General features: G+C 77.5%; 7 protein-coding genes and 1 pseudogene. 4 read left to right on the top strand and 4 right to left on the bottom strand.

From position 1 onward, the window contains the following. Positions 1 to 200: 200 nt before the first annotated feature. The 3 genes from crcB to V6V16_RS27500 form a co-directional block, all read right to left on the bottom strand. Entirely contained in the window at positions 201 to 563 is a 363-nt protein-coding gene (gene crcB / locus V6V16_RS27510; RefSeq protein ID WP_334566813.1) for a fluoride efflux transporter CrcB, read from the bottom strand. After that, a complete protein-coding gene (locus tag V6V16_RS27505; protein WP_442934166.1) occupies positions 560 to 1,171 on the bottom strand; it encodes a fluoride efflux transporter FluC in 612 nt (203 codons plus the stop codon). The genes crcB and V6V16_RS27505 overlap by 4 nt, the downstream gene beginning before the upstream one ends. 95 nt (positions 1,172 to 1,266) lie before the next feature. After that, positions 1,267 to 2,025, bottom strand: a complete 759-nt coding sequence (locus V6V16_RS27500; protein ID WP_334566811.1) for a class I SAM-dependent methyltransferase — start codon at positions 2,023 to 2,025, stop codon at positions 1,267 to 1,269. A gap of 263 nt (positions 2,026 to 2,288) precedes the next feature. On the opposite strand from V6V16_RS27500, the gene V6V16_RS27495 reads away from it, so the two are divergent. The 4 genes and pseudogenes from V6V16_RS27495 to V6V16_RS27480 all read left to right on the top strand — a co-directional run bounded on the left by V6V16_RS27495 (position 2,289) and on the right by V6V16_RS27480 (position 5,202). Further along, entirely contained in the window at positions 2,289 to 2,630 is a 342-nt protein-coding gene (locus V6V16_RS27495; protein WP_334566809.1) for a DUF6766 family protein, read from the top strand. A 368-nt stretch (positions 2,631 to 2,998) separates the two neighbouring features. Continuing rightward, positions 2,999 to 3,361 (top strand): annotated as a pseudogene (gene paaI, locus V6V16_RS27490) (hydroxyphenylacetyl-CoA thioesterase PaaI); the annotation flags it as partial. An 88-nt stretch (positions 3,362 to 3,449) separates the two neighbouring features. Further along, complete coding sequence (locus tag V6V16_RS27485) at positions 3,450 to 4,559, top strand: nucleotide disphospho-sugar-binding domain-containing protein (protein ID WP_334566806.1); 1,110 nt, start codon at positions 3,450 to 3,452, stop codon at positions 4,557 to 4,559. 76 nt (positions 4,560 to 4,635) lie between these two features. Beyond that, positions 4,636 to 5,202: a dienelactone hydrolase family protein gene (locus V6V16_RS27480; RefSeq protein WP_334566804.1), complete on the top strand. Its 567-nt coding sequence runs from the start codon at positions 4,636 to 4,638 to the stop codon at positions 5,200 to 5,202. 64 nt (positions 5,203 to 5,266) lie between these two features. Here the strand turns inward: V6V16_RS27480 and V6V16_RS27475 are convergent, their stop codons facing one another. Then, entirely contained in the window at positions 5,267 to 6,160 is an 894-nt protein-coding gene (locus tag V6V16_RS27475; protein WP_334566801.1) for an aldo/keto reductase, read from the bottom strand. Between the last annotated feature and the right edge of the window lie 412 nt (positions 6,161 to 6,572).

Here is a 6,572-nt window from a genome sequence, read left to right as displayed (position 1 = left end):
CGCCCCCACCCCCCACCCCCGCCCCCCACCCCCTTCCCGCCCCTCCCGCCCCTCCCGCCCCGCCCCCGCGATCTTGCACTTACCGCCCCGGGAATCCGGACGAAAGCGGCGGACCGAGGGCGCAAAGTGCAAGATCGCGGGCGGCGGCCGGGGCAGGGGCGGCGGCTGCGGCCGGGGCGGCGCGAAGGGCGGGGTGGTGGTCAGCCGGCGATGGCCTTGGCCACGGCGCAGCCGGCGGTGGCGGCGGCGAGGCCGGCGGCCACGCTGACCAGCACGTTGGCCAGGGCGCGCGAGGGGCTGCCCCGACGCGCCAGCCGCAGCGTCTCGTGGCCGAAGGTGGAGTACGTGCTCAGCGCGCCGCAGAAGCCGGTGCCGAGCAGCGCGTCGGCGGCGGGGCCGACGGGCAGGCCGATCAGCAGGCCCAGCAGCAGCGACCCGGCCACGTTGACGGTCAGCGTTCCCCACGGGAAGGCGCCGCCGAGCCGGGCCTGCACCGCCCGGTCCGTGAGGTAGCGCAGGGGCGCGCCGACGGCCGCGCCGAGCGCGATCAGCAGGACGGTCACCGGCCGGCCCCGTGCTCCGGCCGACCGGCGCCCGGGCCGTCGGCATCCGGCGCGCCGGCCGCGGGGGCGCGGTGGTCCCGGCTGCGGTCCCCGGGCGCGGACCGCACGGCGGGCGGGGACGCCGTACGGTCGAGCAGCCGGCCGGCGAGGGCGTCGCCGAGCCAGACCGCGACCAGCGCGCCGAGCAGCGTCGCGGCCAGATGGCCCAGGGCCACCTCCGGTGCGCCGGCGTCGAGGGCCAGCCGGACGTCCACCGCGTACGTGGCGAAGGTGGTGTAGCCGCCGAGCACCCCCACGCCGAGGAACGGGCGCAGCAGCGGCCACCGGCCGCCGGACCGGTCCAGTGCCGCCATCAGGACGCCGATCAGGAGGCACCCCGTCAGGTTGACGACGAAGGTCGCCCACGGGAAGCCCGCCGGGCCGTACGGGAAGGCGTGCTGTAGACCGGCCCGGGCCAGGGCGCCCAGCGCCCCGCCGGCGGCGACCGCCCCGAGCACGGCGCCCGGGCGGGCGGCCAGCTCGCCCCGGTCGGCGGGTACGCGCAGGTCGACGTCGGGATCGACGCGCAGGTCGACGTCGGGATCGACCCGCCGGTCCGGTCCTGTCACCGCTCCTCCCCACCGGTGCCACGGGCGGGACCTCGGTGCGCGGTGCCCAGCCTAACGCCGGTCGCGGCGGCGGTCCGGTCGTCGCGGCGGACCCGTCAGCGCACCCCGGCGACCGCCGCGTCGGCGCCGCCCCGCCACACCGTGCCGACCTCGGCGAATCCGGCGGCGGTCAGCGCGGACAGGTGCCAGGAGACCGGGGGGTTCCACTCCGGACTGTGCCCGCCCGGGTAGATGGCGCGCCGTCGCGCGACGAGCGGGGCCAGGGCCGGGTCGGCCTCCGCCCGCTGCCACCAGTCCGCCCAGGAGAGCGCGGCGCCGGCGGCGTACCGGGCCGTCCGCCGGTCCCGGGCCCGGTCGAGCAGGCGCTTGCTGAGTTTCGGCAGCGTGTCGTCCTGCATGTGGTCGGCGTTGACCAGGATCCCGCCGGGTCGCAGCAGTTCGCGCAGCTCGGCGTAGAGCCGTTCCAGCCGCTCGGCCGGCAGCCAGTGCAGCGCGGTGGCGGTGAGGACGGCGTCGTAATCGCGGTGGGGGAGCGCGGCGTGCCAGTCGGGCCGGCACAGGTCGGCGGTGACGATGGTGACGCGGTCGCCGAGCGAGGCGTGGGCGAGGGCGAGCAGCGCCGGATCGAGGTCCACCAGGGTGATCTCCGCGTGCGGGAAGCGGCGCAGCGCCCGGTCGGAGATGGTGCCCGTGCCGCCCGCCAGGTCGAGCAGCCGGAGCCGGTCGTCGTCGTGGACCGCGTCCACCGCGTCCAGCATGGCGGCGAGGCGGTGCTCGCGGTCGGGCAGGTACGCCTCCTGTTGACGGTCCCAGCTCTCCTGCCAGGCGGCGGCGTCGGCGATGTAAGGACTCATGCGGATCAAACTAGTTACGTCAGCTCGGCGGCGTCCAGAGCTGCTGCCACAAATTTGCAACAGCTGGACATTGGCGGAAGCGGTGGGCCGCGCCCGCCACGCCGGGCCGTCGTTTCATCCCTATTGTCCCTGGGCACAGCCGTGCCCAGGGCTTCGTCGAGAAGGGAATCGTCATGGCCGACACCACCACGACTTCCGCCGCGCGTCCGTCCGGCTCCACGCCTGCCGGCGGGCGCTCGCGCCGTCGGGCCGAGGGGCCGCCGTTGCGCAAGCCGAGATGGCCACGGGCGTACGCCTTCGGTCTGGTCACCGGGGCGCTGTTCCTGGTCTCCTGGATCGGGCAGTTCGTCTTCCAGGCCCTGGCGCAGCGCAACGAGGCGAGCCAGCACGGCGAGCCCTTCGCGTGGGGCGACTTCCTGCCCCAGTTCCTCGCCTCCACGTTCGAGAACTGGCAGTCCGAGTTCCTCCAGCTGATCTGGCAGGCGGCGGGCCTGGCCCTCTTCTACTACTGGGGCTCCTCGCAGTCCCGGGAGTCCGACGAGCGGATCGAGGCCAAGCTCGACGCCCTGCTGCGCGAACGCGACCTGGACCCGCAGAACCCGTGAGTCGCCGCCGCGCCCCCGGCCCGGCGCCGGCCGCACTGCCACGCCGCCACGCCGCCATGCCGCCACGCCGCCGCACGGGCGCACGGGCGCCTACGGTGCCGCTGCCGGGCCGGCGTACGGTACCGGGACCGGTGGGCGGAACGGCTCCGCTCGGCATGGTCCGGCGTCGGGTGCTGGTGGGATGCGGCGTCGCGCCGTGGTTGGGGCCGCGCCGCGTGCCGGCCGGTCCGGTCGGGAACACGAGCGGGGTGAGCGTGGCGGTCGAGGTGGGCGGTCCCGGCGGGACGGGCGGCCGACGGGCGGGCCCGGGCGGATCGCCGAGCAGCGGCGCGGCGGCCGAGGTGGGCGGGCGCAACGCGGCGTACGACATGTTCGCCGCCGACGTCGCCTCCCGGGGGCTCGGCATCGAGCTGGTGGACGCCGCCGACGGCGCGGCGGTGGCCCGGATGCGGGTGACCGGGGCGATGGTCAACGGCCACGCCATCGCCCACGGCGGCTTCGTCTTCCTGCTCGCCGACACCGCCTTCGCGCTGGCCTGCAACAGCCACGGCCCGGCCACCGTCGCCGCCGGAGGAGACATCACCTTCGTGCGTCCCGCCCGCGAGGGCGACCTGCTCACCGCCCGCGCCACCGAGCGCACCCGGTACGGCCGCAGCGGCATCTACGACGTCACCGTCACCCGCGACGACGGCGAGGTGGTGGCCGAGTTCCGCGGCCGCAGCCGGACCCTACCCCCGACCGCCGGTCGAGGCGCGCCGCCGGCCGGTTCCGCGACCGGCGGCCCCCACGGGGAAGCTGGCGGCGGCTAGCATCGGCACCGTGCGAGTGCTGGTGGTCTCCGCGCCGTTGACCGGGCACGTCCTGCCGCTGCTGCCGCTGGCCGGCGCGCTGCGCGAGGCGGGGCACGAGGTGCTCGTCGCCACCGCCGCCGACGCCCTGCGGGCGGTGCGGTCGGGGCTGCCGGTGCGCGACGTCGCGCCGGCGTTCGACTTCGGACGGATCGCCCGCGGCGTCATGCTGCGGCACCCGCTGGTCGCCCGCTCCGAGCTTGCCGGCACCGCCGGCACCCGGGGCGCCGGGCTGCTCTTCGGCGCGGTCAACGACCAGCTCGCCGACGGGGTGCTGGCGGTGGGCCGCGAATGGCGGCCCGACCTGGTGATCCACGAACCGTTCGCGGTGGCCGGGGCGCTCGCCGCCGCGATCCTCGGGGTGCCCGCCGTACGCCAGGAGAACGCCCTCTTCGACGGCCGCGAGCTGGCCCGCGCCACCCTGGCCCGGCTGGGTCCCGCCCTGCGCCGGCACGGCCTGACCGACCTGCCGCCCCCGGCCGCCGCGATCGCCGTCGCCCCGCCCAGCGTGCTGAGCCAGGACGGCTGGCCCATGCGCTACGGCACCGACTTGGGCGACGGCGGGCTGCCGGACTGGCTGCGCGAACCGGGGGAGCGGCCTCGGGTGCTGGTCAGCCGCAGCACCGTCGCCGGCCCCGGCAGTGCCGGGCCGATGCCGGCGGTGGTCGCCGTCGCCGACCGGGTCGACGCCGAGTTCGTCCTGGTCCGGCCGACCGCCCGGCTGGCGCGCCGCGGGTTGCCCGGCAACGTGCGTACCGTCGACTGGATCCCGATCCCGGCGGCCCTGGCGGCGAGCGCGGCGCTGGTGCACCACGGCGGCGCGGGCAGTGTCTACGCCGCGCTCACGGCCGGGGTGCCGCAGCTGGCGACGGTCGGGGCGGGCGACCGGCGGCACAACGCCGAGCTGGTGGCCGCCTGCGGGGCCGGCATCGCCCTGCGGGCCCGCGACGTCACCGCCGACGCCCTGACCCGGCTCGTCACCGACGTCGCGTTGCGCGACGCGGCGCGCCGCGTCGGCGCCGAGATCGCCGCGATGCCGGGGCCGGCGGAACTGGTGCGCCGGCTGGAGTCGCTGCGCTGACCGGCGCCACCCGGTGCCGATCGGCGCCGCGCCCGCCGGGCCCGGGACTGTCACCCGCGTCGGGCAGGATGCCGGCATGGGACACGTCGTGCTGTTTCATTCCGTCTACGGGCTGCGACCCGCCGTGCTGGCCGCCGCCGACCGGCTGCGCGCCGCCGGCCACCACGTCGTCACCCCCGACCTCTACGACGCGCCGGCCGTGGAGACGATCGAGGAGGGCTTCGCACTGCTCGACCGGGTCGGTGAGGCGGCCGTGACGGGCCGGGCCCGGGCCGCGTTGCGCGCGGCGCCGCCCGACGCGGTGCTGGCCGGGTTCTCCCTGGGCGCCGGGGTGGCGGGCGCGCTGCTGGCCGAGCGCCCCGAGGCCGCCGCGCTGCTGCTGTTGCACGGCGCCGGCGGCGCACCGGAGGCGGTCCGTCCGGGCCTGCCGGTGCAACTGCACATGGCCGACCCGGACGACTATCCCCCGGAGCCCGAGTTCGGCCGGTGGCGGCGGGCGATGACCGCGGCCGGGGCCGAAATGAGCGTCCACCGCTATCCCGGGGTCGGCCACCTCTACACCGATCCGGAGCTGCCCGACCACGATCCGGTGGCCGCCGCGCAGACCTGGCGGCGGGCGCTCGCCTTCCTCGCCGGCCGTTGAGCCGGCGCCGGTGCGGCCCGGCGTCCGGCGGGCCGTCCCCCGTCGGGCCGGGCGGGCCCGCCCGTCAACCGAGGCGGGCCAGCTCGTCGGGGGAGAGCCGGATCGCGCCCGCCGCCACGTTCTGCGCCAGGTGCTCCGGGTCGCCGGTGCCGGGGATGGCCAGCACGTGCGGCCCCCGGTGCAGCGTCCAGGCCAGGCGGATCTGGTGCGGGGTCGCGCCGTGGGCGCGCGCCACCGCCCGCACGGCGTCGTCGTGGTCGCCGTTCGCACCGGCCTCCCGCCCGGCGCCCGCGATGGCGAAGAACGGCACGAACGCGATCCCACGCTCGCCGCAGACCCGCAGCAACTCGTCGGCCCAGCGGTTCACCTCCAGGGCGTACGCGTTCTGCACGCAGACCACCGGCGCGACGTCCCGCGCCTCGTCCAGGTGGTCCACCCGTACGTTGGACAGGCCGAGGTGCCGGATCATCCCGGCGTCACGCAGCTCGGCCAGCGCGGCGAGGCGCTCCACCACCGAGTCCCGCCCCGGGCGCCGGACGATCCGCAGGTTCACCACGTCCAGGTGGTCCCGGCCCAGCCGGCGCAGGTTCTCCTCCACCTCCCGGCGCAGTTCCGCCGGGGTCAGTTCCCGGTGCCGGGTCGCCTCGTCGAACGACGGCCCGACCTTCGTGGCGACGACGAGGTCCTCCGGGTACGGCGCGAGCGCCTCGCGGATCAGTTCGGTGGCGTACCGGGGCGATCCGGTGCCGACGCCGAGCGGCCCGCCCGGCGACACGTAGAAGGCGGCGGTGTCGATGTGGTTCACGCCGAGCTCCACCGCCCGGCGCAGGACGCGGATCGCGCGCCCCCGGTCCGGATCGACGGTGAGCCGCATGGAACCGAACCCCATCCGGCGCACCACGCGGTCGCCGAGCATCCAGGTACCGGCGGCGGAGGCGGTCACTTCTTCGACTGGCATCGGGCGAACCTAGTCAGCCACCACCGGCCGGCGCACTCGGTCGGGCGCCCGATACCGGCCGCGACCGGCGGCTGTTAGCTTGGATCGTGGGAGAGGTCCGCCCCGGCCCCCCGCACGCCGTGGCCAACGCCCGGCGCGCGCACGCCGTGGCCGGCGTCCCGCGCGGCGGTCTCCGGACCGGCTCCGCCCGTGCCGCCTCGGCCGCCCGACGGGTCCGGCCGCCGCTCCGACCCGCCCGAGCGGCCCGACCCGCCCGCGCGGCGACCGGCCCCACGCGGTCGGTGGCCTGTCCCGGCCCGGGCCCGCCCCGAGCGCGACGGCCGACGGCGAGGGGCCCCAGCACCGCGACCGCACCGGCGCGCCAGCAGGAACGCGCCGGGCGCCGACGAGCCGGGCAGCGACGCGCCGGGTG

Source organism: Micromonospora sp. CPCC 205561 (assembly GCF_036906775.1).
Lineage (GTDB): Bacteria > Actinomycetota > Actinomycetes > Mycobacteriales > Micromonosporaceae > Micromonospora.
Note: the sequence above shows the minus strand (reverse complement) of the source record. Positions and strands in the feature narration are given on the sequence as shown.